The 26,399-nt window shown below is 57.3% G+C and carries 23 protein-coding genes and 2 pseudogenes; 9 read left to right on the forward strand and 16 right to left on the reverse strand.

What is annotated here, in order from left to right; all coding sequences use genetic code 11:
* Nucleotides 1-2: 2 nt before the first annotated feature.
* The 6 genes from ACIQWS_RS19880 to ACIQWS_RS19905 form a co-directional block, all read right to left on the reverse strand.
* Nucleotides 3-1,025, reverse strand: coding sequence for an ABC transporter ATP-binding protein (locus ACIQWS_RS19880; RefSeq protein ID WP_403183375.1), 1,023 nt, complete (start codon nucleotides 1,023-1,025; stop codon nucleotides 3-5).
* A complete protein-coding gene (locus tag ACIQWS_RS19885) occupies nucleotides 1,018-1,998 on the reverse strand; it encodes an ABC transporter ATP-binding protein (protein WP_403183378.1) in 981 nt (326 codons plus the stop codon). The genes ACIQWS_RS19880 and ACIQWS_RS19885 overlap by 8 nt, the downstream gene beginning before the upstream one ends.
* A complete protein-coding gene (locus tag ACIQWS_RS19890; protein WP_403183682.1) occupies nucleotides 1,998-2,816 on the reverse strand; it encodes an ABC transporter permease in 819 nt (272 codons plus the stop codon). The genes ACIQWS_RS19885 and ACIQWS_RS19890 overlap by 1 nt, the downstream gene beginning before the upstream one ends.
* Nucleotides 2,817-2,875: 59 nt before the next feature.
* Entirely contained in the window at nucleotides 2,876-3,808 is a 933-nt protein-coding gene (locus tag ACIQWS_RS19895; RefSeq protein ID WP_403183381.1) for an ABC transporter permease, read from the reverse strand.
* A gap of 163 nt (nucleotides 3,809-3,971) precedes the next feature.
* The gene (locus ACIQWS_RS19900; protein WP_403183384.1) at nucleotides 3,972-5,573 is read right to left on the reverse strand and encodes an ABC transporter substrate-binding protein; all 1,602 of its coding nucleotides are present in this window, start codon (nucleotides 5,571-5,573) and stop codon (nucleotides 3,972-3,974) included.
* Nucleotides 5,574-5,612: 39 nt separating this feature from the next.
* A complete protein-coding gene (locus tag ACIQWS_RS19905; protein ID WP_403183387.1) occupies nucleotides 5,613-6,515 on the reverse strand; it encodes a serine hydrolase in 903 nt (300 codons plus the stop codon).
* A gap of 126 nt (nucleotides 6,516-6,641) precedes the next feature.
* Between ACIQWS_RS19905 and ACIQWS_RS19910 the strand changes: the two genes are divergently transcribed.
* Nucleotides 6,642-7,583 carry a LysR family transcriptional regulator gene (locus ACIQWS_RS19910; RefSeq protein ID WP_403183390.1) on the forward strand — a complete coding sequence of 314 codons (942 nt, stop codon included), beginning with the start codon at nucleotides 6,642-6,644 and terminating at the stop codon, nucleotides 7,581-7,583.
* Here the strand turns inward: ACIQWS_RS19910 and ACIQWS_RS19915 are convergent.
* Nucleotides 7,550-7,723: pseudogene (locus ACIQWS_RS19915) on the reverse strand (DDE-type integrase/transposase/recombinase); the annotation flags it as partial. The gene ACIQWS_RS19910 and the pseudogene ACIQWS_RS19915 overlap by 34 nt on opposite strands.
* Before the next feature lie 4 nt (nucleotides 7,724-7,727).
* Nucleotides 7,728-8,633 carry a LysR substrate-binding domain-containing protein gene (locus tag ACIQWS_RS19920; protein ID WP_223614532.1) on the reverse strand — a complete coding sequence of 302 codons (906 nt, stop codon included), beginning with the start codon at nucleotides 8,631-8,633 and terminating at the stop codon, nucleotides 7,728-7,730.
* 204 nt (nucleotides 8,634-8,837) lie between these two features.
* Here ACIQWS_RS19920 and ACIQWS_RS19925 point away from each other — a divergent pair, with 204 nt between their 5' ends.
* The 8 genes and pseudogenes from ACIQWS_RS19925 (at nucleotide 8,838) to ACIQWS_RS19960 (ending at nucleotide 17,056) form a co-directional block, all read left to right on the forward strand.
* Nucleotides 8,838-10,139 (forward strand): FAD-binding oxidoreductase, encoded by a 1,302-nt coding sequence (locus ACIQWS_RS19925; RefSeq protein ID WP_403183394.1) that lies wholly within the window; start codon nucleotides 8,838-8,840, stop codon nucleotides 10,137-10,139.
* Between the two features lie 320 nt (nucleotides 10,140-10,459).
* Nucleotides 10,460-10,558 (forward strand): annotated as a pseudogene (locus ACIQWS_RS19930) (IS6 family transposase); the annotation flags it as partial.
* Nucleotides 10,559-10,703: 145 nt separating this feature from the next.
* The gene (locus ACIQWS_RS19935) at nucleotides 10,704-11,834 is read left to right on the forward strand and encodes an ROK family protein (RefSeq protein ID WP_403183397.1); all 1,131 of its coding nucleotides are present in this window, start codon (nucleotides 10,704-10,706) and stop codon (nucleotides 11,832-11,834) included.
* Entirely contained in the window at nucleotides 11,831-12,634 is an 804-nt protein-coding gene (locus ACIQWS_RS19940; RefSeq protein ID WP_403183400.1) for an ABC transporter permease, read from the forward strand. Before ACIQWS_RS19935 ends, ACIQWS_RS19940 begins: the two co-directional genes overlap by 4 nt.
* The gene (locus ACIQWS_RS19945; protein ID WP_403183685.1) at nucleotides 12,634-13,392 is read left to right on the forward strand and encodes an ABC transporter ATP-binding protein; all 759 of its coding nucleotides are present in this window, start codon (nucleotides 12,634-12,636) and stop codon (nucleotides 13,390-13,392) included. The genes ACIQWS_RS19940 and ACIQWS_RS19945 overlap by 1 nt, the downstream gene beginning before the upstream one ends.
* Nucleotides 13,393-13,422: 30 nt before the next feature.
* Nucleotides 13,423-14,391 (forward strand): aliphatic sulfonate ABC transporter substrate-binding protein, encoded by a 969-nt coding sequence (locus ACIQWS_RS19950; protein ID WP_403183688.1) that lies wholly within the window; start codon nucleotides 13,423-13,425, stop codon nucleotides 14,389-14,391.
* A 94-nt stretch (nucleotides 14,392-14,485) separates the two neighbouring features.
* The gene (locus tag ACIQWS_RS19955) at nucleotides 14,486-15,982 is read left to right on the forward strand and encodes a sulfatase (protein ID WP_403183404.1); all 1,497 of its coding nucleotides are present in this window, start codon (nucleotides 14,486-14,488) and stop codon (nucleotides 15,980-15,982) included.
* Nucleotides 15,983-16,153: 171 nt separating this feature from the next.
* Nucleotides 16,154-17,056, forward strand: coding sequence for a LysR family transcriptional regulator (locus tag ACIQWS_RS19960; protein WP_403183407.1), 903 nt, complete (start codon nucleotides 16,154-16,156; stop codon nucleotides 17,054-17,056).
* A gap of 41 nt (nucleotides 17,057-17,097) precedes the next feature.
* Here the strand turns inward: ACIQWS_RS19960 and ACIQWS_RS19965 are convergent, their stop codons facing one another.
* The 8 genes from ACIQWS_RS19965 to ACIQWS_RS20000 form a co-directional block, all read right to left on the reverse strand.
* Complete coding sequence (locus ACIQWS_RS19965; protein WP_403183411.1) at nucleotides 17,098-18,438, reverse strand: MmgE/PrpD family protein; 1,341 nt, start codon at nucleotides 18,436-18,438, stop codon at nucleotides 17,098-17,100.
* Nucleotides 18,439-18,459: 21 nt separating this feature from the next.
* Nucleotides 18,460-19,461 (reverse strand): serine hydrolase domain-containing protein, encoded by a 1,002-nt coding sequence (locus ACIQWS_RS19970; protein WP_403183414.1) that lies wholly within the window; start codon nucleotides 19,459-19,461, stop codon nucleotides 18,460-18,462.
* Nucleotides 19,461-20,252 carry an ABC transporter ATP-binding protein gene (locus ACIQWS_RS19975; RefSeq protein WP_403183417.1) on the reverse strand — a complete coding sequence of 264 codons (792 nt, stop codon included), beginning with the start codon at nucleotides 20,250-20,252 and terminating at the stop codon, nucleotides 19,461-19,463. Before ACIQWS_RS19975 ends, ACIQWS_RS19970 begins: the two co-directional genes overlap by 1 nt.
* Entirely contained in the window at nucleotides 20,252-21,115 is an 864-nt protein-coding gene (locus ACIQWS_RS19980; protein ID WP_403183422.1) for an ABC transporter ATP-binding protein, read from the reverse strand. The genes ACIQWS_RS19975 and ACIQWS_RS19980 overlap by 1 nt, the downstream gene beginning before the upstream one ends.
* 5 nt (nucleotides 21,116-21,120) lie before the next feature.
* Nucleotides 21,121-22,053: an ABC transporter permease gene (locus ACIQWS_RS19985; protein WP_403183426.1), complete on the reverse strand. Its 933-nt coding sequence runs from the start codon at nucleotides 22,051-22,053 to the stop codon at nucleotides 21,121-21,123.
* Nucleotides 22,054-22,062: 9 nt separating this feature from the next.
* Nucleotides 22,063-23,130 carry an ABC transporter permease gene (locus ACIQWS_RS19990; protein ID WP_403183430.1) on the reverse strand — a complete coding sequence of 356 codons (1,068 nt, stop codon included), beginning with the start codon at nucleotides 23,128-23,130 and terminating at the stop codon, nucleotides 22,063-22,065.
* A 149-nt stretch (nucleotides 23,131-23,279) separates the two neighbouring features.
* On the reverse strand, nucleotides 23,280-24,899 hold the full coding sequence (locus ACIQWS_RS19995; RefSeq protein WP_403183435.1) for an ABC transporter substrate-binding protein: 1,620 nt from the start codon (nucleotides 24,897-24,899) through the stop codon (nucleotides 23,280-23,282).
* A 72-nt stretch (nucleotides 24,900-24,971) separates the two neighbouring features.
* Nucleotides 24,972-26,396 carry a M20 family metallopeptidase gene (locus ACIQWS_RS20000; protein WP_403183438.1) on the reverse strand — a complete coding sequence of 475 codons (1,425 nt, stop codon included), beginning with the start codon at nucleotides 26,394-26,396 and terminating at the stop codon, nucleotides 24,972-24,974.
* Between the last annotated feature and the right edge of the window lie 3 nt (nucleotides 26,397-26,399).

The following is a 26,399-nucleotide window of genomic DNA, read 5'->3' on the forward strand; positions in this document are numbered from 1 at the left end:
GATTAGCCTTGCTCTAATAAATGGCAACGGGCGCGATGAAAATGCTCACCGGACGAATTGATAAATGACGGAATATCGCCCTCGCGGCATTTATCGAATGCGGAAGGGCAACGCGGATTGAAGGCACAGCCAGGCGGGGGATCAAGCGGTGATGGTGCTTCACCCTGCATCCGGCGCTGGCGCGTCATAGGGGCCAGAGGATCGGGGATGGAAGCGATCAAAGCCTGCGTATATGGATGCAGCGGACTGGTGAAAACATCACTCCATACGCCCTCTTCAACGATGCGACCCAGATACATCACTGCGATGCGGTCGCTCATATGTTCAACGACACCGAGATCGTGCGAAATCATCAAAAGCGCGATACCGAGTTCGTCTTTCAATTCCAGCAGCAAATTGATGATCTGTGCGCGGATCGACACGTCGAGAGCAGAAACGGGCTCGTCGCAGACAAGCAGTTTCGGTTGAACAATCAAGGCGCGCGCAATGCAAATACGCTGCCTTTGGCCGCCTGAAAACTCATGTGGCTTGCGATCCGCCGCTTCAGGTTTCATGCCAACCTTGGCCAACATATCAGTCACGCGGGTTTCGATCTCCGCACTATCTTTCATGCCGTGGAGACGCAAAGGAGCGGCAAGAGCCTCTCGCACGGAACGGCGTGGATTGAGCGACGCAAACGGATCCTGAAACACCATCTGCACATTGCGGGCCTGCGCAAGCGGATCGTTTTTAACGGCCGTTGGCACATCCCGCCCTGCCACACGGATCGAGCCGGAAGTGATGGGAATGAGCCCCATAATGGCACCGGCAAGCGTGGATTTTCCGCAGCCGCTTTCGCCTACCAGACCGAGGCATTCGCCGGCTTTGAGAGACAGATCAATTCCGTTGACAGCCTTCAGTGTCTTTTTTCGAAAGCCTTCGCGAACAGAATAATGGATGCGCAGATCTTGAATAGTGAGTACTTCGGCGGTGTTGCCGTTCCTGTCGCTATCTGTCGGTGTCAAAGTGGTGATCTGCTCAGTCATGATGGAAACACCTAATCGAACCCAGCTCATCAAGGGACACTACGGGCGGCATAACCTCCCTGCACACTTCGGTGACACGCGGACAACGCGAAGCAAAACCGCACCCGATATCACGCTCCATCAAGCCCGGAACGACACCTTTGATCTCGGTTAATCGGGAGCGACCTTCCCGTAAACGACGGCCGAGGAGCGGCAAAGAGGCTACAAGCCCATGCGTATAAGGGTGGCGCGGATCGGTGAAAATCTCACTGGCAGGACGCTGTTCGACAATGTGGCCAGCATACATGACCGCCACCCGATGGCACATGCGTGCAACAAGTCCCAGATCATGCGAAATCATCAGAACTGCCGTGCCCCGGGCGGTGCACAGATCAAGTATGAGCTCAACAATTTCTGCCTGAATGGTCACATCCAGTGCGGTAGTCGGCTCATCGGCAATCAGCAATGCCGGGTCGCAGGCCAGCGCGATAGCAATCATCACGCGCTGGCGCATGCCACCGGAAAGCTGATGCGGATAATCCTTGATGCGCCGTTCCGGGCTTGGAACCTGTACCTGCTCCAGTGCCTCTATGGCTTTGAGCCGGGCCTGACGGGCGCCCATACCCTTATGCAGCACGAACATTTCGCCGATCTGGTCACCAATCGTCATCAGAGGATTGAGCGAGGTCATCGGCTCCTGAAAGATCATGGCCACACGGTCGCCGCGCAGACGGCGCAAATCCTTTTTGGGCAAGCGGTTTATATCCTGCCCTTCCAAAAGCACACGTCCCTGCGTGACGTTCATCGGGTCGCGCAGCAAACCCGCAATCGTCAGGGCGCACAGACTCTTACCGCAGCCGGACTCTCCGACAAGCCCGAACACTTCACCGGCTCGAATGGAAAAATCAACCTGGTTTACCGCGGGAAAGTTCTGTCCTTTGGCGCGCAGTGCAATCGAAAGATTTTCCACCTGCAGAATAGGATTGTCAGCCATCAGCGTTTTGACCTCCCGTGCGGATCAAGCAGGTCACGCAAGCCGTCGCCCAGCATATTGAAGCCGAGCACTGTGATGAAGAGCGCCATTCCCGGAAAAATCGCGACCCATGGCGCAACCATGAGCTGCTCGCGTGCTCGTGCCAGCATACCACCCCAGCTCGGTGCAGGCGGAACAACGCCCAATCCCAGAAAAGACAGTGATGCTTCTGCCATAATGGCCGATCCGATGCCCATTGTGGCCACCACAATGAGCGGCCCGCCAATATTCGGCAGGATTTCACGCAGCATAATGTAGAATTTACCGAAACCGAGCGTGCGGGCTGCCTGCACATAGTTTTGTGATTTTTGAGTCAGAACCTGCGCCCGCGAAATACGGCAGCTATAGGCCCAGTCCGTCAAACCAAGGGCAATCAGCAGACTGAGCAGTCCGGGCCCAAGGACCGCCATGAGAGCCAAGGCGAACACAATGGTCGGAATGGATAGCATCAGATTTGTCAGGCCTTGCACAAACTCGTCCCACCAGCCGCCGAGATAGCCGGCGGAAAGACCAAGCAGAACGCCTATGAACGTGTTCATCGTCTGAACGGCAAGCCCGATCACAAGTGAGATACGCGCACCATAGGCAATGCGTGAGAAAATATCCCGGCCCTGCTCATCAGTACCAAACCAGAACCGCGCACTTGGTGCTTCTTCAGCATAGAGAAGATTGGAGTTGGAAACCGGATCGTAGTGGGCAATCCATGGCGCAAACAGCGCCACCAGAATGATGGTCACAAAGATTGTGAGCCCTATGACAAGATTGGAGCGGAACATCAGTGCTGCCTGTTCTGTTCAGAATGTTTGCATGATTGCAAAGAACGCTTTTCCATAAGCACTCAGCGATATCGAATGCGCGGGTCGATCGCGAGATAGGCGATATCGACAAGCGTGTTGATGATGAGAAAGAAGAGCACGATCACAAGAATGCAGCCTTGAACCGTTGGTATGTCACGCATGGAAACCGATTGCGTCAAAAGCGAACCGATTCCCGGCCACGCGAACAAGTTCTCAATGACGACCGAGCCACCCAGCATGGAGCCGAATTGCAGGCCGATCGTTGTCAGCACCAACACAAAGGCATTGCGCGCTATATGCTTGGTAACAATGCGGAATTCCGAGTTTCCCTTTGATCTGGCAGTGCGGACAAAATCAGCGTTCATCGTTTCCAGCACAGCTGCACGGGTCGTGCGAGCCAAAAGCGCCATGGGGGCAATACCGAGCGTCAGGGCAGGCAGCACCAGATTCTTGAAATTCCCGTTGCCATAGCCAAAAGTGGGCAGCCAGCCCAGTTTGAGTGATACGAAATACATGGCCAGCAAACCGAACCAGAAACCGGGCAGCGAGAGACCGGAAACGGCTGTTATCATGGCGGTTGTATCCAGCCATGTGCCCTGCCGCACGGCGGCCAGAAAGCCAAGCGGCAGACCGATGATGATGGCAAAGGCAATAGCGGCAACGGCGAGTTTGAATGAGGCGACTATGCGGGTGGACAGCATGGCGGTGACAGGGCGTTGCGTGGAAAAGGACGTGCCGAGATCACCTGTTGCAAGCCCTGAAATATATTTGCCGAACCGTTGTGGCAACGGATCATTCAAGCCCAGTTCTTTTTCGATGCGTTCGGTAACCGCCGGGTCGATGTCGCGTTTGTCACTGGAGAGCGACGACACAAAGGTGCCGGGCATGACGCTGAATAGAAAGAAGATCAGCGTTATTGCGGCAAAAACCGTGACCAGAGATTGCAGCAGTCGCCTGCCAATCACCATCAACATAGGAATATCCATAAATCGTGTTTAGAGAGAAGCAGCCAATGTTGCGGCTGCTTGAAAATCAAACCTTACCGGGAAATGTCAAGCTCAGGGCTTTTCAGCTTACTGAGTAGTGTTCTGGCAGTTCGGCATGGCCCCGGACTGCCAGAACGGATCAACAGCTCGATTAACGACCAGGCGCGTTAGCGTCGAGCCAAAGCGAATCCACTTCAATGATGGCGGCTTCGGTCACATTGCTATCAACGCCGTGAATCCACGGCTGGGTTGCCACAACGGCCTTGTTGTAATTATTGAACCAGACTGGCGCCTTTTCAAAAATATAGGCATCCGCTTTCTTCAAAAGCTCGATACGCTTGGCCGGATCCGATTCAGCCGACGCCGCATCCAGAATTGCGTCATAAGCGGGGTCCTTGAAGGCACTCCGGTTACAACCCGAACGGCTTACACGGCTGTCGAAGCAGCGTAAGGTGGTGAGCGGATCAGGTCCGGTGCCCGCGGAACGAAACCATGCCATGGCCGACCCCTGATTCATTTCATCAACAAGCGTGTTGGAATCCACGACCTTGGCTTTGGCGGTGATGCCGACCTCTTTGAGAAATGGCATCATGGCTTCCAGAACACCGAGGCTCGATGTGCCTTCCGTCACGGATATTGTCACTTCAAAGCCATTGGGATAACCGGCGGCAGCCAGCAGTTCCTTGGCTTTCGCCGGATCATACGGATATGGCGCGCGGTCTTTGTCAAATGCAGGGGATGTAGTCGGTAGCCAGCCCGTTGCCTTATACGCTTTGTCTTTGAGAAGTTTGTGGATGATGATGTCACGGTCAACAGCATAATTGATTGCCTGCCGCACACGCGCATCGTCAAAGGGCTTCTTTTCAGTGTTGAGGCCCATATGGCGGGTGAACACTTCCGAAATTTCAATCAGGCCCTTGGAAAGTTCTGGGTCTGCCTTGTAAAGGACATAAGCGTTTTCTGACAGAACGGTAGCATCCAGCTCGCCAGCGCGAAATGCCATATCAAGCGCGCTGTTGTCACCGGATATGGTGAAATCCACCGCATCAGCATAGGGCTTGCCCTGCTTGTAATATTTGTCGAATTTTTTGCCTGAGATTTTTGAACCTTCGACGTGATCCCCAAAGGTAAATGGTCCAAGACCAACCGGATGGGTAAGGAAATTACCGCTTTCTACTTCTTCTTTTGGCAAAATAGCTGTGATGGCTTCGAAGAATTGCGTGCCGGGATCGACGAGGTCTTTGAATGTAAGCGAGAAGGTGCGGTCATCGATCTTTTTGATGCCGCTGATTTCTTTGACTTCACCCTTGGAATATTCCTGCGCGCCGACGAGTGTGCCGACCTGCACCGCGCCCGGATAGCCCTTTGCCGGGTCCATGATACGCGTATAGGACCAGACCACATCATCTGTCGTCAGCTTACGGCCATTGTGGAAATAGATGTTGTCAAACAGCTTATAAGTGAAGGTTTTACCGTCATCGCTGGTTTTAACCAATTCAGCCAGATCAAGAGCAGGCGCGTTTTTGGCTGAATCCCACGTATAAAGGGAACGGTGAAACGCTTTGGAGACCACCATGTCCTGCGAGTTGTAAGTTGCATGCGGGTCAAGACTTTTGAGAGCTGCGCCATAGGGCGCTGCCAGATGCAGTGTACCGCCGGGCTTCGGCTCATCTGCCCAGGCTGAGCTTGCAGGAACAGCCGCAGACAGTGCGGCGGCAATCAATGCGGCTTTTATGATCGAGCGATAGTTCATGGTTTTCCCCTTTTTCATTGATTGGCTTTTACGGTCAGCTTATTTTTGGAAGGCATATCGGTAAAAGTGCCGCGCGAAATTGGGCAGAAAACTTTTGTCAGTCGCTGACCATTCCCCATCGCACATCACACAGAGAACAAAACTTTTTCCGTCAGGCGTTTCCCCGTAGACCAGATCGTGCCTGGTCCAGGACGTATGACCCGCTTTCGACCACGTCATTACATCCCGTGGCAAACCCTCAACCAAAAAACCAAGGACCTGATCGCCTTCAGGATCGGCATCATTTGGACGGCGCTGAAACTCACGGTTCATCAGCCCCATCATCCAATCGGAGCGCGCACGCGCTCCGCGCGCGATATCATGCATCAAAGCTGCTGCGGATAAGGCGGTGAGAAGATTTCCATTTTTGCCATTGCGGATCTGCTTGGCACGACCATACGGGCTGTCCTCATATGTGCCATGCAATACGTTAATACCCGCGAATTCTGGACGGTTCTGTGAATCATACCACTGCTGAACACGGTGGCGCGCTGTGCACCATTCTTCCAGCGCTTTTCCCTGCAAAGGGGCGCCATCATCAGCACCGGTCAAACGTCCGACGAGATAAACCGTCGCCTCATTGGAGGAAATAGCCATCATCTGTTCGGCGGCGCGATCATCTTCCGCGTCCTCGGCCAGGCGGCCTTCCTCACGGAAAGCTGCCAAAGCATCGAGAAAAAACAGCTTCACGACACTTGCCGGATAAAGCGGTTTCATTGCCTGATGTCCAAACCATGACGAATTCAGGAATGCGCCGGGGTCAACCAGGCGTAAGGGGGCATCGAATAGGCAGGCAGCCAAGCTGACACGGCTTTCATCGAGAGCGCCATTTGTCGACAGCAACGCTTCTGATAGTGCGCGTGATGCCGGATGCGTCTTCGGCATTTGGGCAGTGGCGTTCATTTATGTTCCCTATTTTTAAAGCAATTTAGTCATGGAAATTTATTCGTTGATATAGAAATATCATTGGAACTTTATGCGCGTGCGATATGATGTGGTAAAAATCACCGCAATTTCGGAGGGCAAAAGGTGGGATCGAGCAAAGATCATATCGGTTTGCGCCAGGTAGAAATTTTTCGGGCCACCATGAAGTTTGGTACCGTCACCGCTGCCGCGGCGGCTCTTGGTTCTTCGCAACCAACCATCACGCGTGAGTTAGCACGATTGGAGCAACATATCGGCTTTCGCCTGTTTGAACGGCGTCTGCAAAGACTGGTGCCAACGGCCAGAGCGCTCAAGCTTTTTGAGGAAGTGCAAGCCTCATTCATCGGTCTGGATCGTATCAATGACTTTATCGATCGTCTGCGCGATGCTTCGGAAGAAGTGCTGACGGTCGCTTCACTTCCGGCCTTTGCACAGACGATATTGCCTGAAGCGGTCGCGCGATTGAATGCCACTCATCCGGATTTGACGCTGCAAATCAGCACGGTTGACCCCCGCAACCAATCGAGCATTTCTGGCTTTAATTTTGATGTCGGCCTGATCGAGGGTGTCTATACCGAAAGAGATGCGGAATCGCGGACATTGTGGGTGTTCAAGCTGGTCGCCATCATGCCGCCGGATCATCCTCTGGCACAACGTGACTATGTTGAGCCGCACGATTTTGAGGGCATCAACTTCATCAGTCTCGGCTCTCAGGATCCATACCGGCTGAGTGTGGAACGCATATTCGACACGGCTGGCACGCAAAGACGGCTGTTCCTGTCGTCGCAATCGGCCAGCAGCGTGTGCGAACTGGTGCTGAAAGGGTTGGGTATTTCAATAATTAATCCGCTTACCGCGTTAAGCTATGAAAAATACGGCCTCGTATTAAAACCTTTTTTGCCCGCACAGGATTTTGTGCTGTCGGTTCTACGTCCAATCAATCGCCCTGTCGTTGCCAGTTCTGATGCGTTAGTGGCGCATCTATCCCAAATATGTGCGCAAACGCATCAAAATCTGGTCCAAAAACGCTTGGCGGCTTTGGTATAACGCCGGTTATCGACGAGCTCATCGAGCACATACCCGTCTTGATCGACAGTCCACCACAGCCAGTGCTTGCAGCCAACGACGGCGACGCCGACTTCGTCCAAGTGCCAGATATCATCGCGGCAGGCCTGCTTGCGATGCAGCCCGTCAGCGGACATCTTTAATCCAGACCGAAAAAGCCTCTATGACCGCCGCCCGGGGACTATAAGGCATTGAGACGATGTAGAAACCGTAGCCTGGCAACGACAGCGGGTGCGCTTTGACGAGCAGACCGGTTTCCAGCTCATGACCGACGATGACATCACTGCAGATCGCGATTCCCTGCCCTGCCAGGACCGCGTCGATCGCATGCAGTTCTTCCCGAAAGCTTAGATCCCACGCCTTGTCCATCTTCAGATTGGGATCGATCGACCGCGCTTTCGACAGCCATTGCCGCCAGGTAGGGGCCTCAGGATCCTTGTTCAACCAATCAAAATGGATCAAAGGAAAACGCAGAAGATCCGAGACGCGCTGAGATGCATGGCCGTTGCGCTTGAGCAAATTTGGGCTGCACACTGGAAAAAACGTATCACGACAGACCTCCTGTGCAGGAAAGTCCGAAGGCGGCCTACGGGCATAGCGGATGGCGACATCCGCTGCCCCGGCGCGCAGATCCAGCACCGCATCGGTCCCGATGATCTCCAACGGGACGGTTGGGTTTGCTTCCCGCCACTTTGGTAGGCGCGGGACGAGCCACCGACTTGCAAAGGCATTCGGGCTGGTAACTCGTAAAGGCGCCTGCTCGTCCGTCTCGGCAACAGCAGCGATGGCACCTGCGAGGGCATCAAAGCCATTGCGCAGAGCGGGAAACAGTCGGGCGCCTGCGCTCGTCAACACGAGAGGCCGCGGACGCCGCTGAAACAGTTGGCAACCGCACGTCCCTTCCAGCAAGCGGATTTGATGGCTGATCGCTGTCGGCGTAACGCCGAGCTCCTCTGCAGCCGCCTTGAAGCTCCCATGCCTCGCAGCCGCCTCGAAGGCGTGCAACGAGCGAAGAGGTGGAAGCTTTCTCATGTGAACAATGTAGATGAATTCCTCTCATCCAGCACGTGAGATCTTCGACATTGCAGTTGGTTGTGGGCCTATGAGACCATGCAGAAAGCTGGGAGGCACACCGCAATGGAGTTGAAGAGGCCAATTGCCCATCCAACGGGCACATATCCGCCCGGCTCTGCCGCTATTGAGAAGCTTCGGCAAGGCCTTCGGGGTGACCTAATCATGCCAGGAAACACCGTCTACGATGAAGCGCGCAGGGTCTGGAATGGGGCAATCGATAGGCGGCCGGCCCTGATTGCCTATTGCGTCGACGCCAACGACGTGATCCAGGCCGTGATGTTCGCTCGGACGCACAACTGTCCTGTGGCGGTTAGAAGTGGCGGCCACAACGTCGCAGGCCTGTCGGTCTGTGATGCCGGCATCGTCATCGATCTCTCGCGCATGAAGCGTATTGCAGTCGATCCCATCAGCCGCGTTGCCCATGCCGAGTCTGGTCTGAGTCTGGGCGAGTTCGATACGGCGACGCAGGCTTACGGTCTGGCGACGACGATGGGTGTTAACAGCGACACTGGCATCGCCGGGCTCACACTGGGTGGCGGTTTCGGCAAGCTCGGCCGCAAATATGGTTTGACTTGTGACAATCTCATCGCGGCCGACGTCGTCACGGCTGACGGGAGGCTGCTTAGGGCAAGCGCCGCTGATCATTCCGATCTGTTCTGGGGCTTGCGGGGCGGTGGGGGCAATTTCGGAATCGTGACGGCGTTTGAGTACGTGCTTCATCCTGTCGGTCCGTCCCTTCTCGTTGGTTCGGTGCTTCACCGTTACGATCAAGCCCGCGAGGCGATCCGCTTTTATGACGACTTTGCCCGCAAAGCGCCGGACGAACTAAGCGTCGACGCGTCGCTTGTGACGATGCAATCGGGCGAACGGTTCTTCAGCGTTTCAGCCTGCTATGTCGGACCGCCCGAATCCGGCAAGCCTATCCTCGCGCCTCTGATGGAGTTCGGCACACCCGTGGAAAGCAGCCTCGGAGCCATCCCTTACCTTCAGATCCAGTCGAAGGGCGACGCCATTTTTCCCCGCGGGCGCCGCTACTACTGGAAAGCCCAGTTCCTCAATGAAATCAGTGATTCCGCTATCGATGCGCTGCTCGAGGCCTATGCCAGTTCTCCTTCTTCTACCTCGCTCTTGGTCTTCCAGCAGGTCGGCGGCGCTATCGCCCGCGTGCCGAAATCTGCAGCACCCTACGCCAATCGTGATGCGCTCTATGATTGTTTCCCGATCGCAATTTGGGATGATCCCGCGGATGACGAAGCAAACATCCAGTGGGCTCGCGCGATGTGGAACGCCATCAGGCCATATGCGACCGGCGGCGTCTATGCAAACAACCTCGGCGATGAGGGCGATGACCGCGTGCGCCAGGCCTATGGCGAGAACTACGCCCGCTTGGTAGCGCTCAAAACCAAATATGATCCGGCCAATTTGTTTCGGTTGAACCAAAATATCCCGCCGAATGCATCTTGATCATTGATGCGCAGCGACCTCGACAGGATAAGGTGTTGGGGTCTTGAGGTGGATGCAGGTGCGCTGTCGCTGGACCAGCCTTGCCGCTGCCAAGGATGATGGCGACTTGGATAAAAGGATTGGTGAGACGATCAGTATTATCGGCCATTTTTAAAGGATCGCCACCTTTCATCGCCCATATGATATAGCTTTCCCACGTTCAGTTCGGCATGTACCACTGCCTCAATGCCGGATTGCGTCAGCTCCGGTTAAACGTGCCAAATTATACCGACACGAGCCCCAGTCCGCCATCCCTTGCCACAAGGCGCCCCCGCGCACTTCGGCCTCACAAGGAGCTTAACAACCGTGCGCAGAATTCTCATCTGCCGTTTCGAAAACGGGAGCGAACACGGCAAGCGTTTCGGTCCATCGGGTCCTTATAACAATTTCTGACAATCTTTTCCGCAGTCCGTAACCTCTTCAGAACCGCAATGATACCCTTCCGCGCCTTAAGTCGAACAATGTGACATCACTCTTGACAGACGTCATTAATTTATAAAGATTAGAAAATAATAAGGAGGAAGCATGGGCATCCATCATGGCGCCATACTGCGCATCCTGCGCGATGACGGCCCGCAGTCGAGGGCAGAGCTGGCGCGGCGGACGGCCCTGTCGCCGACCGCGTTAACCCATCTGACCGCACAGCTACTGAAGGATGGAACGGTCACGGAACTCACCCAGGTGGTCGCCAGCGGCGCGCCTGTCGGACGGCCCGCCGTCAATGTCGCGCTCGTGCCGGACGCAAATGCGATGGTTGGCGTGCATCTCGGCGCTGGCACCATCCACGCCACGATCACCGATCTCAAGGCCACACCGAAGGTCAAGGCTTCGCTGTACTTCGATGCGGCCAGCAGCGAGCCGACCGCCGTGATCCGGCAAGTCGTCAAGACCGTCGAGGGGCTGATCAAGAAGTCGGGCGTCGATCGCTCGCGGCTTCTCGGCCTTGGGCTCGGCGTGCCCGGCCCGGTCGATACGGAACGCCGCCGCAACCTCCTGTCGATCAACTATGACTGGAAGGACGTTCCGTTCGCCGACGAGCTGGAAACCATGCTGAGCATGCCGGTAGTGGTCGAACACAATGTCAGCGCCATGGCGTTGGCGGAATCGCGTTACGGCATCGGGCGCGACGCCACCGCCCTGCTTTACATCTACCTGCGCACCGGCCTTGGCGCCGGCCTCGTAATCAACGGCCGACCGTTCCGTCCGGGCGGCCATGGCGCCGTCGAGCTTGGCCATATCCAGGTCGTCGAGCATGGGGAACGCTGCTCCTGCGGCAGCACCGGCTGCTTGGAGACATTTCTCTCCGAGGGAGTGCTCGCTCGCGCCGTCAACATCGACAAGCCGCACCCGCGCCAGTTGCTTGCAGTGGTCGAACGGCACCCCGATGTCTGGAACGCCGCATTGCGGCACCTGACGACGGCAATCGCCAGCGCGACCAATTTGCTCAACCCCGACCTGATCGTCTTTGGTGGCCATCTGGCCGAGGCGCCCGAGAGTTTCATCGACAGCATCCGCAAAAGCGTTCCACCGCGCGTGCTGCCACCCATGCGCGACGCGCTGCGCTTCGAGAGATCGAGCCTCGGCAACGACGCCGGCGCCATTGGCGGCGCGGCCGCCGCGCTCGATCAGCTTTTCTATTCCGGGGTATCGCAATGAGCGCGCCGACCAAGACAGCGCGCCAGCCTGACCGCGTGGCAAGGGCCCACGCCCCCGATTTCCAGGGTCTCGGGCTCAATTTCGTCGGGCTCGTCGTCGGTATCGCCGTGTGGTGGGTGCTGACTGCCAGCGGCGCGGTCGGGCTGCCGCCGCCACCCGACGTCGCGCGCAAATTCGTTGAGCTCGCCGCCAACGGCCAGCTTGCCACCGACATCGCCTCGAGCCTTGCCCGCGTGCTTAGCGGCTTCCTCATCGGTGTCATCCTTGCCATTCCCGTTGGTTTCGTGATGGGCTGGTACAAGGTCGCCCGCTCGCTCATAGAACCGTACCTGCAGTTTTTCAGGATGATCCCGCCGCTGGCCATTATCCCGCTGGCGATCGTCACGATGGGCATCGACGAGACACCAAAAATCTTCGTCATTTTCCTGGCATCGTTCCTCGCCAGCGTCGTCGCCACCTACCAGGGCGTCATCAGCGTCGACAGGACAATGATCAACGCCGCACGCGTGCTGGGTGCGAAGGATCTGACGATCTTCCTGCGCATCGTCATTCCGGCCTCCACCCCATTCATCCTGGTCGGCGTGCGCATTGGCCTCGGCTCGGCCTGGGCGACGCTGGTGGCGGCAGAGCTGATCGCGGCGCAGACCGGACTCGGCTACCGCATGCAGCAGGCGCAGCTCTATTACGATCTTCCGACCATCTTCGTTAGCCTGATCACCATCGGCATCCTCGGCCTTGCCATGGATCGCCTGCTGCTGGAGATCGAACGTCGGCTGACTGTCTGGCAGGAGCGCGTATGATGCAGCAGAAGATCGTCTTCAACAATGTGACCCGGCGCTTCGACCTCAGGGACAATACCTTCGTTGCGCTGGATCGTTTCTCGCTTGATGTCGCCGATGGCGAATTCATCACCGTGGTCGGTCCTTCCGGCTGCGGCAAGTCGACGGCGCTCAACATCGCCGCCGGGCTACTGGCGCCCAGCGACGGCGAAGTGCTGGTGGACGGACATGCGGTCGAAGGACCTGGACCCGAACGCGGCATGATCTTCCAACAATACGCGCTCTTTCCCTGGCTGACTGTGCGCGAGAACGTCGAATTCGGGCTACGGGTCAAGGGCGAACCGGCGGCGCGACGGCGCGAGAAAGCCAGCTATTTCATCGATCTGGTCGGCCTCGGCGATTTCGCCGACGCACTGCCGAAAACCTTGTCTGGCGGCATGAAGCAGCGCTGTGCCATCGCCCGTGCCTATGCGGTCGACCCGTCGGTTCTGCTCATGGACGAGCCGTTCGGCGCGCTCGACGCGCTGACGCGTGTGCAGATGCAGGACCAGTTGCTGGAAACGTGGAGCCGCGAGCGCCGCACGGTGATGTTCATCACGCATGACGTCGATGAGGCCGTCTATCTCGCCAACCGGGTCATCGTCATGGCGGCGCGCCCGGGACGACTGAAGGAGATCATAACGGTCGACCTGCCCTATCCCAGAACCGAGGAAATCCGGCTTTCGACCGAATTCACGGCCATCCGCAATCGCGTCTGGCACGCGGTCTATCACCAGTAACAACAGACAAAGAGGAGGAACGACATGATACTGACACGAAGACATTTCATCGCCTCATCGGCTGCGGCCGTCGCGTTCGCGGCGGGAAGCGCTGGCACCAGAGCCGCCGGCCTTCCGGCGCGCATTGGCTATAATGGCGATTTCTGGGGTGCGAGCATGGCCGGCGTTGCGAGCGACCAGGGCTTCTTCACCAAGCATGGCGTCGATGCCAACACCAAAGTGTTCACCAACGGACCGATCCAGGTCCAGGCGCTCGGTGCCAACAGCCTGGAATTCGGCTATCTCGGGCCTGGCGCGCTTTGGCTGCCGGCGACCGGCAAGGCCAAGATCATCGCCGTGAACGATGTCGGCTTCTCCGATCGCGTGATCGCGCAGGCCGGCATCAAGTCGATCGCCGATCTCAAGGGTAAGAAGGTCGCCATCGCTGCGGGAACTTCGGGCGACATGTTGCTCCGTTTGGCGCTGAAAAAGGCAGGCATGGCGATGACTGACCTCAACATCGTGCAGATGGACCCGAGCACCATCGTCGCCGCTTTCTCATCGAAGCAGGTCGATGCCGCCGGCATCTGGTACCCATTCGTCGGCATCATCGGCAAGAACGTGCCGAACCTGGTCGAATTAGCCAAGAACGACGACTTCTACCCGGCAACGACATTCCCCAGCGTGTTCATCGCCCGCAACGATCTCGTCGAAAGCAATCCCGATCTGGTCAAGCGGGTGACCGGTGCCATCAAAGAGGCGCAAGATTTTCGCGCCGCCAATCAGGAGAAGTCGATCGAGATCACCGCCAAGCTGCTCGGCATTCCGGCTGATCAGCTCAAGGTCGAGGCCGGCTATGGCCGTTTCATGACCTCGACCGAACTGGTGAAGCTGACCAAGGACGGTACTGTCGACGGTTGGTTCAAGACCATGAACGACCTGTTCAAGACCTTCGGCAAGTTCGACACCTCGCTCGACCCCAAAGACTATTATCTCGGCGACCAGTACATCGCGGCCTGACCCGACGATCGAACACACCAGTGAACTGGGCCGGACAAGTCCGGCCCCGGCACCGACCCACAGTAAAACGGCAATGCGCAGAGGCGGGTATACAATGAACGTACTTTACATCGACATCGACAGCCTGAGACGCGACCATCTCGGCTGCTATGGCTATCATCGCAACACCTCGCCGGTCATCGACAGTCTCGCCCGCGATGGTATCCGCTTCGACAATGTCTATGTCTCCGACGTGCCCTGTCATCCCTCGCGCACAGCGCTGTGGAGCGGGCGGCACGGCATGAAAACCGGCGTGGTCGGACATGGCGGCACCGCCTGCGAGCCGTTCCGCGAGGGCGCCGAGCGCGCCTGGGCCGGAACCTTCTACGAGGAAGGCTGGATGCGCGCACTGCGCGACCTCGACTACCACACCACCACGATCAGCAGCTTCGGCGAGCGGCACGGCTGCTGGCACTGGTATGCCGGCTTCAATGAGATCATCAACCCCGGCAAGGCCGGCATGGAAAACGCCGATGAAGTCTCTAGCTTGGCTGTTGACTGGCTGAAGCGCAATGGCTCGACCAAAAAATGGTTCCTGCACGTCAATGTCTGGGATCCGCATACCCCTTACCGCGCGCCGGACGCCTTTGGCGACCCCTTTGCCGGCGAACCGCTGCCCGAATGGATGACAAAGGAGGTGTTTGCCAAGAGCCATGCCGGCTACGGCCCGCATAGCCCGCAGGAGCCCTCCGGTTTCGATGTCGAGCCCGGCGGATCAAAATACCGGCGCATGCCGAGCCCGATCAGCGACATGGATCGTGTCAAGGCATGGTTCGATGGCTATGACACCGGCATACTATATGCCGACCACCATGTCGGGCTGATCATCGACGAGCTGAAACTTCAGGGCCTGTTCGATCAGACGATCATCGTCATAGGCGCCGACCATGGTGAGAATCTCGGCGAGCTCAATGTTTGGGCCGACCACCAGACCGCCGACGAGTTCACCTGCAACGTGCCGCTGGTGATCCGCTGGCCGGGCGCTGACGCACCGCGCGGCGTTAACCACGGCCTGCACTATCATTTCGACTGGGCCGCGACGCTGATCGACCGGCTGGGTGGCGCCGTGCCGCCAGTATGGGACGGGCGTTCCTTCGCCCCTGCCTTGCAATCAGGTGAGGATGGCGGCCGCGATTTTCTGGTGCTGAGCCAGGGCGCCTGGGCGGTGCAGCGCGGCGTGCGGTTCCGGCTTGAGGCCGCCGACTGGATCATGCTGCGCACCTATCACGACGGTTATAAGGATTTCGGACCGGTCGCGCTTTTCAATCTGAGCGAAGATCCGCACGAACAGAACGATCTCGCGGCATCACGCTCTGACATCGTCGCTCATGCCAGCCAGCTGCTCGAGGACTGGCGAACCGCCATGGCCGTGAGCGGCGACAACGACGTCGATCCGCTGGTGACGGTGATGCGCGAAGGTGGGCCGTTCCACACAAAGGGCGAACTCCCAGCCTATCTGAAGCGACTGCGCGCCACCGGCCGCGCGGCCGCCGCGGCAACGCTTGAGGCGCGCCACCCTGCCCCGGCACCGCGCCGCCGATCGTTGAACTGAAGCAGGATCTCGTTGCTCAGGGAACGCCACTTTCGGCAATATTGATCCGCCCAGCCCTATTTCTCACAGGCATTCATTGATATAGTCCGCCGTGCATGACTTTGAAAAACCGCTGCTTGTTTTTGGAATACAGTTTGCCGAAGCAAGGCACTGTATTTATTGGATATATACATGGAATTGAAATGGCTTGAAGATTTCCTGAGCCTCTCCCAGCATTACAGTTTTTCAAGAGCGGCCAATGACCGCCATATCACGCAGTCTGCCCTAAGCAGACGAATCAAGCAGTTGGAAGATTGGGTTGGCATGCCGCTGATCGACCGCTCAACCAATCCTGTCCGGCTGACGGCGGCAGGGCAGAGTTTTCTGCCCCGGGCACAAGATGCTGTGGAGTTGCTCTACGGCGTCAAAAGTTCGCTGGCAGAACGCTACGCTCCCATGTGGGAAGTTTTATCCTTCGCCACGCTGAACACACTTTCCCTGACGTTCTTTCCTGCCTGGATGGCCGAGCTGGAAGCGTCCGGCGACAGTTTCCGCGCCCGGTTCGCCGACCCTCACTCGTCCTTCCTCGGCAACATCTCGACCCTGGTGAACGGTGACTGTGACTTCTTTCTCACCTATGCGCATCACGCAGTCCCGCAGATGGACGATCTGAAAGGGTTTCCGTTCCTTCCTCTCGGCGTTGAACGGGTCATTCCGGTTTCAGCCTGCGGCCCGGCGGGCAGCCCGTTGCACAGTCTCAAGGATCGCTCTCGGCCGACCGATTATCTCAGCTATCGCGGCAACTCGTTTTTCTCTTCGGCTCTACCCTGGCTTTTCGACAGGCATAAATTTCAGCTCAACACTGTCTTCGAAAACGGGATGTCGGTTGCGCTGAAGGCAATGACGGTTTCCGGCCATGGCGTCGCGTGGATCCCGGAGGGCCTTGTAGCGGATGAATTGAAACGGGGCGTTCTCGTTCGGGCGGGCGACATGGACGCCGATCTGGTGGTCGATATCAGGGTTTACCGCACGCCGCAGTTTCGTAACCGGCATGCAGAAAGATTTTGGCGGCGGGCCTCGCAACTGGCGATGTAAGCCGCCGGGAAGTAATTTGCCCGGCGCCTGCCACAGGGGCTTTACACAAACAGAGACTGTACGATTTTCAGGTTTCCGGCTGTGTCGAGTTTCTGTAAATGACCGTAGATCTCGTCAACGCCTTCCACGCCATCGCAGCAGTCCCGGAACTTTCGCAAACGGTCTGAGTCAGAGAATGGCTGTCGGTTGGTACCGACCGCAAACTGACGCCCCCCTTGCAGAACTCGGCCATCGCGCAGGGTTATCGTCACCACATGCGGCAGCTTTTCTGCTGCTGCGCATTCTTCTTCCAAACTGTAGCTCTGCATAGTCACCGTATCGAGCAGGTCGTCACCCACGAAGGACCGCACCGCCGCGGGCGTAAAATCGGAAAGACCGAGATAGCCTTGCCGCAGGGTACGGGCCACGCAATACTGCATGGAAAAGCGCGCCTGCATCTGGTCGACGGGCGCGGGATAGGCCAGATTGCGATAATTGGCGATCCCGACAAGCGTATCAATGGTTTTCACATCATCGGCACCAAAGTTGTGTTTATCCGCCAGATCGAGCAAGGCATCGATGATCATGTGCGTGGAACCACAGCATGGATGGCGCTTGGGCATCACGCCGGCCGTTTCGATGATATGCGCAGCCGGCGCAAGGATATCCTGCGTTTGCCAGTTGATCTGCGGGTCGCCGGCAAAAAGCTCGCGAAACCCCTGCTCTCCCTCCAGAATGTCATGCCTTGCCTGCATTCCCGCCCTCGCAAGCAAAGCGGCTTCGACGGCATTGCGGGCCGCCATTCCCGCGTGAAACGGCTTGATGAGGGTGCCGAACTGACCCTTCGTACCGGATGCGAAACTCACTGCAATGGTCAGTGCACGGGCGGTCGCCTCAACACTGAGCCCCAATATATGAGCCGTGGCTACAGCCGTACCGATACTGCCAATCGTCGAGGTGCCGTGCCAGCCGGCGGTATAATGCGCCTGCCCGACACCATCTCCAACATGTGCCTGCGCCTGCAGACCCGCCAGATAGGCATCGATCAATTGTGATCCGCTTGTCTTTTCCAGATCCGCCAGCGCCAGAATGGCAGGAACCAAGACAGCCGATGCGTGACTCATACCGGGCAGGAAATTGTCATCGTAATCCAGCGCGTGAGCGGCAGTGCCGTTGACGAGCCCTGCCAGCATGGGGCTGGATTTACCGCCTGTTACCAGGAGCGCCTCGCCGCCGCTGCCCGGTCGGGCAAAGGCGTCCCTGACACTGCATGCGCTTTGGTCCGTACGCCCCGCCACCATGCATGCCAGCGTATCGATGATAGCGTTCTGCGCCAACCGGCGTGCGTTGGCACTGACCACAGGCCTGGTGCTAGCCTCCGCTATGGCGGAGGCCACAGTCATGTCTTGCCCTTGCATGCTGCACTACCCCTGAAATGCATCCAGGACGAGCTTCAGCAGCCGTCCGAATTTGTGACGGTCAAGCTGCCGCCCCTGCACATCCGTATTGACCCTGTGCACCAGCACCATATCCAGCGCCGGCATGACGATACAGAAGTGGCCACCCGCGCCAAAGCCGGCATAGCTGCCCTTAGGTGCCACGACTCCAGGGAAAAATACGCCGTCCCGCTCCAGCCACCACATATAGCCATAGGCTCCACGCGCACCGGCGTGGGAATACGGCATGACGCATTCCTGCGCCCAGCCCTGCGGCAGGATATGGGCGCCATTCCATGAACCATGGCGCAGATAAAGCTGACCAAACCGGGCCAGGTCGCGCGTCGATAAGCGGAACGGATAAGCTGCATGGCGGCTTTCAGTGAAATGATCGTGCCAACCATCAGGCTTTGCACCGTCAAGCGAGAAATCCTCAAATTGCAAAGGCTTGGCGATACGCTCGTCGAAGGCTTGATGGACCGTCTTGCCCGTCAATTGCTCGAAGATCGTGCCGAGCGCATTGAAGTCCCAATTGTTGTAACACCAGAAAGTGCCTGGGGCATGGGCGTGTCGCTTTTCCTTGATCATTCGCATCCACGGCGTTTCATAACCGGCAGCGTGATAAATGCCCGAACGAGCGGTCAGCAGATCGTAGACGGTCGCCTGCTTTTCGACTGCGCTCAGTCCATCATTGTCATCAATGCCCAATGCTTCCAGCGTCTGGCTCAGATCAATGGTTCCGTCTTCCACATCCTGCCCCATCAGGGCCGCCAGAACGCTTTTACGGATCGAATGGCAAAGATATTTGTGGGTGATGTCGCCATAGGTGTAAACAATCTTGCCACCCTGCACGATCATCAAAGCATCAGTTTCCTGAGCATCAGCGCAGGCTTCAACCGCTTGCAGCCCCTTGTCCAGCCAACCAGCGGCTGACGGGTCCTTGATCCGCTCCCAATCCCCGGCTGGATTGGCTGCCGAATGATAGTTCATTATTGCATGTCCTTGTCATGATTGTGTGCCACCGCCTCGACACTCGCCTGCAGGAAATCCTGTGTGTAGGAATCCCTGGCCCGTGATTGCCGCAGATCGTCTGCGGTGAGTTCTTCCAGTATAATGCCCTTGTGCATGACACCGACGCGCTCGCAGATATGCGCGACCACGGCCAGATCATGCGAAACCATGAGATAGGTGAGGTTTCGCTCGCGGCGCAGCGTCTTCAAAAGATTAAGAATTTCCGCTTGAACCGATACGTCCAGCGCCGAGGTCGGCTCATCCAGCAGCAGCACCTCAGGTTCAATGATCAGTGCGCGGGCAATTGCCACGCGCTGGCGCTGGCCGCCCGACAATTCATGCGGATAGCGATACATGAAGTTCGGCCCAAGCCCGACGGCTGCCAGCACATCGCGGATACGCTCTTCCCTGCGGTCCATGCCATGGATCGCAAGAGATTCAGCCAGTACCTTGTACACCTGTTTGCGCGGGTGCAGCGAAGCGTAGGGGTCCTGAAACACCATCTGCACCCGGCGAAAGAATGCCTTGTCGCGCGCGCCCGTCATCGGCTGACCATCAAAGATGAAACGGCCCTGATAATGCGGGATCAATCCCGCAAGCGCGCGCAAAATCGTCGACTTCCCGCAGCCTGATTCTCCGATCAGGCCATAGGCCTGGCCCCGTGCAATGTGAAAACGAGCTTTCTTGACCACGGCGGTCCGTTTGCGGCCTTTGCCGAAAATAACCGACAGATCCGACACATCAACGTGTGGTCCCCCAATGTCATTCATCATGCCTGTCCCTCGCTCAGAGTTGCACCGCTCAGCCAGCGAGGATCACGCTCAGGAACTTTCAGCATGTCGACCGGGTGATCGAGCCGCGGAAGACTGGCCAAAAGCGCCTGCGTATAGGGATGCCTGGCCTTATGCAGTTCCTTGGCAGGCAGGTCCTCCATAATGCGGCCCGCATACATCACCAGAACGCGGTCGCAGAAATCGGCGACCAGGTTGAGGTCGTGGCTGATGAACATCAGCCCGGTGCCAGAACGGCTGACGAGTTCATCCAGAACCGTCAGCACCTGCCGGCGCACCGTCACGTCCAAAGCGGATGTCGGTTCGTCGGCAATAATCATGTCCGGTTCCGGAATGAGCATCATGGCGATCATCACGCGCTGTCCCATGCCACCCGATATCTCATGCGGGAACAGTTTCATGACGCGTTCCGGATCGCGAATATGGACGGCTTCCAGCATGGCCAGCGTTTTTTGTCTGGCTATTGCGGGCCGCGCGCGATGATGGAGACGATAGGCTTCCATGATCTGATCGCCGATGCGGATCAAGGGATTGAGTGAGTATTTCGGATCCTGCAGGATCATGGAAATACGGTTGCCCCGTATCGTGCGCATCTTCCGTTCGCTGGCAGAAAGCAGGTCGACGCCGTCAAAACGCATTGCCTTCGCACGAATTTGCGCAGATTTCGGCGTGAGTTTCAGCACCGAACGGCCCGTCATCGATTTGCCCGAACCAGACTCGCCGACAATTCCAACCTTCTCACGTCCGATGGAGAAACTGATGCCGCGCACAATGTCGATATCGTGTTTCACGCCCGGAAACGACACCCAGAGATCATCAACTTCAAGCAGAGGTTTTGTCATGATCTTTATCCGTTCCGTGGATCGAGAATATCGCGCAGACCATCGCCCAAAAGATTGAAGGCGAGACTAGCAAGAAGAATTGCGCAGCCCGGCACCGCGGCGAGCCACCACGAGGTCATCATGAATTCACGGCCGCTGGAAAGCATCGCGCCCCATTCAGGGCTTGGCGGCTGTGCGCCCAGGCCCAGAAAACCAAGGCCCGCAGCTGTCAGAATGATCGACGACATATTGAGCGTGATACGAATGACGACCGAGGGGATACACATCGGCACGACATGTTTTGCAATCACACGCATCGTGGATGCGCCCTGCAGGCGGATCGCGGCGACATAGTCGGAGGAGCGGATGGTCAGGGTTTCCGCACGGGCAAGACGGGCGATCGGCGGCCAGGCGGCAAGCGAAATCGCGATGACTGCGTTTTCAATGCCGGGCCCAAGCGCAGCGGCAAACGACAGGGCGAGAACGAGACTGGGAAAGGCGAGAAAAATATCGACAATACGCATCAAAGCCGTATCGACCCAACCGCCGATGTAGCCGGCGGTGGTGCCAACGATCAACCCAATCGGTGCGGCGATAATCGCGGTTAGCGTGACAATATACAGCGTGATGCGCGAGCCAAAGACGAGACGGCTGAAAATATCGCGCCCCAATTCATCGGTCCCGAAATAATGGGCCCATGACGGCCTTTGCAGCCGGTTCGCCAGATCATTGGTTCCGATATCATGCGTGGCGATATAGGGCGCAAACAACGCCACAAGAACCAGCAGCACAATCACAAAGAGGCCAAAAACGGCTGAGGTATTGGAGAGAAGCTTCAACCAGGAGCGTCGCAGCTGCTGTGCATTGGCTTGCAATGCTGAGGTCGGCACGGGCGCGGTCAGCCATTCGCCCAGAGAACTGAACGAGCGCACCGGATTTGTCGTGAGTTCATTGCTCATCTATGGCTCCTATCGGGTTCGAGGATCGAAAATGCGATAGAGGAGATCGCTGATCAGATTGATGCCGACGAACAGGATGCCGACGATCAATGTGCATCCAACGACGGCGTTCATGTCACCGGCCAGAAGCGCATTGGTGAGATAACGGCCAAACCCCGGCCAGGCGAACACGGTTTCCGTCAGGACAGCCCCCTCCAGCAGAAACGCATAGGAGAGCGCAACAACCGTAACCACTTGAACAGCGACATTGCGGAAAGCGTGCCCCCAGACAGTGCGTGCCCAGGAAAGCCCTTTGACACGGGCGGTGATGATATATTCCTGATTGAGTTGCTCGATCATGAAGCCGCGCGTCATGCGGCTGATATAGGCCATGGAGCCGAATGCAAGGATCAGGGCGGGCATGATGACGTGACTGATGGCATTGCCGAAAGCGTCCCATTGCCCCTGCAATGCGCTGTCGATGAGCAGGAAGCCCGTCGTCGGCTCGACCGTATATTCATAGAGAAAGTCAATGCGGCCCGGTCCGCCGATCCATCCCAGCGTGGCATAGAAGATCAGGAGCGCCATAAGGCCAAGCCAGAAATTCGGAGTGGAATAACCAAGCAGACTGATCATGCGCACGGCATGATCCAGCGGTGAATTGCGGTACATGGCCGAAAACACGCCAAGCGGAATGCCGAAGCCCGTCCCGATGATGATGGCGACCGTGGCCAGTTCAATGGTCGCCGGAAAGACGCGGCCAATATCCTCCAGCACAGGGCGTCCCGACGTCAGCGCATTGCCGAAGTCGAACATCGCCGCATTCTTGAGATAGAGGCCATATTGAACAATCAGTGGCTGGTCGAGACCAAGCTTGCGATACATCATGTCGTAAGCCTCCTGGGAGATATTATCGCCCAGCATGGCAACGACCGGATCAAGCGGCAAAAGACGGCTGATGAAAAATGTCAGCGTGACCAAGCCCAGAAGTGTAACAGCCACGGAAAAGATCAGGCGCGCGGAGGCAGCGAGAAAGAGAAGCACAGGACCGAACTCCTCGTCGCCTTCCAGATCTTCCAGAATGTCGTGCGTTGTCATCGGCTTTGATCCTGAACAAGATGAATAAGGATGCGAAATCCACCGCCACATCCGGTAATGTGCGCTCCCGCTTTGAGGCAGTTGCAGACATCACCTGATCGACGTGGGGCCGCCGGTCCGGGAGTGGACCGGCAGGAGATTGAAACGCGTTATTTCGCAGCCAGATCGTAATAGACGCGGAATCCGTTCCAGCTCCAGTTCTTCATGGCCTTGCTGACGCCGGCAACGTTGTAGATCTGGAAGATGAAGGCGTGCGGACCTTTCTCCATCATCTGCTTTTGCAGATCGACATACTTCTGCTTGCGCGTGGATTCGTCTTTTTCAAACAGGGCGTCATCTACCTGTTTGTTGACGCCCTCGTCAAAATAGCTGGCGCGCCAGCTCGGATACATGGTCTGCTTGGCCTCGGCACGGTTGTCTGGATTGAAAATCTGGCGTGAGGCGTTGCCATGCGCATCCGGCACTGTTGTCTGCCAGCCCATCAAAGACGTCTGAAATTCACGGCCACGAATACGGCTGAACAATTGTGCATTCGCCATGCGCTCGATCTTGATCTTCACACCCGCCTTGGCAGCAGCATCCTGAATGCTTTGTGCAATCGGAGCCGCATAAGGTGCAGTGCTGATGAACATCGTTGTTTCGAAGCCATTGGGATAGCCAGCTTCTTTCAGAAGCTCCCTGGCCTTTTCCACGTCAAGCTTGAACGGCTGACCTTCCCTCTCATCGAGCGCACCAAACGCGCCGAGTTGAACGAAGCTTGCGCGCGGAACACCCACATTATGGATGACCGTTTTGCCAAGACCTTCATAATCGATGAGATAGCGCATCGCCAGACGCACTTTCTCATTGGCGAAAACCGGATCGGCATTGTTGAAATTCCAGTAGAACAGCGACGGCTTCAAAGCACGCGAGGCTGTTGCCTTGTTTTGGGTTTCAAGATCGCGCAAATCTTCCGGCGTCAGATCGCGGGCAATGTCGATATCGCCCTTTTCCAGCAGCAGGCGCTGCGTTCCAGCTTCTGAGACGTGGCGGATCAACACCTGCTTCAGCTTCGGCGCTTCGCCCCAATAATTGGCGTTGGCCTGAAGAATGACAACTTCCGCAGGATTCCAGCGCATGAGCTTGTAAGGTCCGACACAATCCGAACGTGTGGCAAGATATTTATTGCCCATATCGCCATCAACCTGATTTGCCATCAGCACTTTCTGATTGAGAAGTGCGGCAACGCGATTGGCGGCAATGGCAGCCAGAATGAGATTGGCCGGATAGGGCTTATCAAGCCTGAACACCAGCGTCTTGTCGTCCGGGGCAGTGATGCTCTGGTCCGCATTGTCCTTGGTGAAACCGTATTCGGTCAGCGTCGCGGCGTTGCCAAAGCCAAGCTTCACAACACGGCGCAACGACCACGCCATGTCACCTGCGGTTGCCTTTTCACCGGACGGAAACGCCAGGTCGTCACGCATGTGGAAAGTGATCTGCAGTCCATCCTGGGAAACATCCCAGCTCTTTGCCAGCTTGGGCACAAGCTTCGTTTCATCGGCAGGATCGAAATCGACGAGCGGATCGCAGATATTCTGGATGATCTCGTTGGTGGCCGCTTCACCGATTTGCGCCGGATCAAACGTGCTGATGGCATCGATATTCCAGGCCATTGCCAGCGTATTGGGTGGCGATGCCGCTTCTGCCGTAAAACTGATACCTGCAAGGCCCGCAACAAGGATAAGCGCTGTGCTGCGGCGCAAAATGGTTCTGGTTTTCAAATCGCTCATGTTCGTCCCCTTTTATGATTTTCATGTAGCTTGGAGGGCACCGCATCCGCACAGACGCAGTGCCAGACCGGATTACTCCGCTGGGCGCGGCTGGAGTGGCGGGTTCACCTCCGGTGGAATTGGGCAGGTATAGGGTGTTTTCGCGATACGTGCCTGATGATCAGCCTTGGCGTCTTTCAACAGGGCTTCGTTTCGCAAAACATCCAAAGCTGTTCCAGCCATGATCTTGGCTGCGTAGACCATTCCCTTATGCGCGGCAGGCATTTTGCCCTGCGCCGTGATCTGCCAGGAGTGACCCGGCGAACCGATGGCATGGGTGGCCACACGCGCCTGGACGGTTGGCACCGCCCAGCTGACATCGCCCAGATCGGTAGAGCCGATCATCGGCACACCTTTCTGTTCGCGCGGCAGCACATAATCGCAAAGCGGCGCATTGTCCGCGAGCGGCTGGCCAACACGCTGATAGTCGGTTTCGATGTCTTCCCGCGACAGCGTAGCCTGGATTTTTGCGGCGAACTCCCGGTCCGCATCATCAAACGGCACACCGCCCAGCCGGTCCATGTTGGACTGCATGATGGTTTCAAGCGGTGTATTGCCCAGCAGATTCGACACCGCACTCATGATCGAAATATCGACAGTGGTTTCGGTCATCATGGCCGCGCCCTGCGCGACCTTCTTCACCCGTTCATTGAGCGCAAACATGCCCGGCAAATCGGTGGCACGGATCGCATAGCGGATCTTGGTTTTGGCCTGCACGACGTTGGGAGCGATGCCGCCGGCATTGAGATAGGCGTAGTGCATCCGGCAATCGGCAGGCACATGCTCTCGCAGGTAGTTGACGCCGACATTCATCAGCTCCACCGCATCGAGGGCAGAACGCCCCAGATGCGGTGCGGCGGCGGCGTGAGAGGCCCGGCCGGTAAACTCAAAATCCATGCGCGTATTGGCAAGCGATTGCGCGTCGTCCACTTGCGTGAACGATGCCGGATGCCACGAAATGGCAATGTCCACATCGTCAAAAGCGCCTGCGCGCACCATGAACGCCTTGGCGGCGCCCCCTTCCTCCGCTGGACAGCCATAATAGCGCACGCGACCTCGTGCCCCTGTTGTCGCCAGCCAATCCTTGACGGCAGTCGCTGCAAGAAGTGCGGCAGAACCAAGCATATTATGACCGCAGCCATGACCATGCCCAGTGCCTGGGATCGGGCGCGGCTCGGCAATGCCAGCCTCCTGGCTGAGGCCTGGCAGCGCATCATATTCGCCCAAGATGGCGATGACCGGCCCGCCCTCGCCCGCTTCGCCCATCACTGCCGTCGGAATACCGGCAACGCATTCGGTAACGTTGAATCCTTGCGCGCGCAGCATGGATGTATGTTCGGCGCAGGACTTGTACTCCGTATAGGCTATCTCGGGCATTGCCCAAACACGGTCACTCAGAGCCTCAAAAGCGCTCCTCTTCGAGTCGACCAGATCCCATATCACATCACCATTTTTCATGGT

It is taken from the genome of Phyllobacterium sp. NPDC097923 (genome assembly GCF_044760925.1).
GTDB classification, from domain to species: domain Bacteria; phylum Pseudomonadota; class Alphaproteobacteria; order Rhizobiales; family Rhizobiaceae; genus Phyllobacterium; species Phyllobacterium calauticae.

Coding starts and splice junctions, on each gene's coding strand:
- ACIQWS_RS19880 (WP_403183375.1), bottom strand. CDS start 1,025: ATGACTGAGCAGATCACCACTTTGACACCGACAGATAGCGACAGGAAC.
- ACIQWS_RS19885 (WP_403183378.1), bottom strand. CDS start 1,998: ATGGCTGACAATCCTATTCTGCAGGTGGAAAATCTTTCGATTGCACTG.
- ACIQWS_RS19895 (WP_403183381.1), bottom strand. CDS start 3,808: ATGTTGATGGTGATTGGCAGGCGACTGCTGCAATCTCTGGTCACGGTT.
- ACIQWS_RS19900 (WP_403183384.1), bottom strand. CDS start 5,573: ATGAACTATCGCTCGATCATAAAAGCCGCATTGATTGCCGCCGCACTG.
- ACIQWS_RS19905 (WP_403183387.1), bottom strand. CDS start 6,515: ATGAACGCCACTGCCCAAATGCCGAAGACGCATCCGGCATCACGCGCA.
- ACIQWS_RS19920 (WP_223614532.1), bottom strand. CDS start 8,633: ATGAGAAAGCTTCCACCTCTTCGCTCGTTGCACGCCTTCGAGGCGGCT.
- ACIQWS_RS19925 (WP_403183394.1), top strand. CDS start 8,838: ATGCCAGGAAACACCGTCTACGATGAAGCGCGCAGGGTCTGGAATGGG.
- ACIQWS_RS19935 (WP_403183397.1), top strand. CDS start 10,704: ATGGGCATCCATCATGGCGCCATACTGCGCATCCTGCGCGATGACGGC.
- ACIQWS_RS19940 (WP_403183400.1), top strand. CDS start 11,831: ATGAGCGCGCCGACCAAGACAGCGCGCCAGCCTGACCGCGTGGCAAGG.
- ACIQWS_RS19945 (WP_403183685.1), top strand. CDS start 12,634: ATGCAGCAGAAGATCGTCTTCAACAATGTGACCCGGCGCTTCGACCTC.
- ACIQWS_RS19955 (WP_403183404.1), top strand. CDS start 14,486: ATGAACGTACTTTACATCGACATCGACAGCCTGAGACGCGACCATCTC.
- ACIQWS_RS19960 (WP_403183407.1), top strand. CDS start 16,154: ATGGAATTGAAATGGCTTGAAGATTTCCTGAGCCTCTCCCAGCATTAC.
- ACIQWS_RS19965 (WP_403183411.1), bottom strand. CDS start 18,438: ATGACTGTGGCCTCCGCCATAGCGGAGGCTAGCACCAGGCCTGTGGTC.
- ACIQWS_RS19970 (WP_403183414.1), bottom strand. CDS start 19,461: ATGAACTATCATTCGGCAGCCAATCCAGCCGGGGATTGGGAGCGGATC.
- ACIQWS_RS19975 (WP_403183417.1), bottom strand. CDS start 20,252: ATGAATGACATTGGGGGACCACACGTTGATGTGTCGGATCTGTCGGTT.
- ACIQWS_RS19980 (WP_403183422.1), bottom strand. CDS start 21,115: ATGACAAAACCTCTGCTTGAAGTTGATGATCTCTGGGTGTCGTTTCCG.
- ACIQWS_RS19985 (WP_403183426.1), bottom strand. CDS start 22,053: ATGAGCAATGAACTCACGACAAATCCGGTGCGCTCGTTCAGTTCTCTG.
- ACIQWS_RS19990 (WP_403183430.1), bottom strand. CDS start 23,130: ATGACAACGCACGACATTCTGGAAGATCTGGAAGGCGACGAGGAGTTC.
- ACIQWS_RS19995 (WP_403183435.1), bottom strand. CDS start 24,899: ATGAGCGATTTGAAAACCAGAACCATTTTGCGCCGCAGCACAGCGCTT.
- ACIQWS_RS20000 (WP_403183438.1), bottom strand. CDS start 26,396: ATGAAAAATGGTGATGTGATATGGGATCTGGTCGACTCGAAGAGGAGC.